At 69.4% G+C, this 490-nt stretch carries 1 protein-coding gene; it reads left to right on the forward strand.

What is annotated here, in order from left to right; genetic code table 11:
* Positions 1–490: Hsp70 family protein (locus tag V1L54_RS29310; protein ID WP_330121191.1), on the forward strand; the 490-nt coding region annotated here is incomplete at both ends.

The following is a 490-nucleotide window of genomic DNA, read 5'->3' on the forward strand; positions in this document are numbered from 1 at the left end:
GAGCGCGAGATCGCCGCGTACAACAAGAAGCTCGGGATGTTCGAGCTGACCGGGCTGCCCCCGGCACCGCGCGGCGTGCCGCAGATCGAGGTCACCTTCGACATCGACGCCAACGGCATCATGCACGTCTCCGCCAAGGACCTGGGCACCGGCAGGGAGCAGCGCATGACCGTCACCGGCGGCTCGGCGCTGCCCAAGGACGACATCGAGCGCATGATGCGCGAGGCCGAGCAGCACGCCGAGGAGGACAGGCGCCGGAAGGAGGCGGCGGAAGCCCGCAACCAGGCCGAGCAGCTCGTCCACGCCACCGAAGGGTTCCTCAAGGACAACGAGGACAAGGTGCCCGGTGATGTGAAGTCCGAGGTCGAGGCCGCGGTGGCCGACCTGAAGGAGAAGCTCAAGGGCGAGGACACCGCGGCGATCCGCGAGGCCTCCGAGAGGGTCGCCACCACCAGCCAGAAGCTGGGCCAGGCGCTGTACGCCGACGCCC

Source organism: Streptomyces rubellus (assembly GCF_036323805.1).
Taxonomy (GTDB): Bacteria; Actinomycetota; Actinomycetes; order Streptomycetales; family Streptomycetaceae; genus Streptomyces.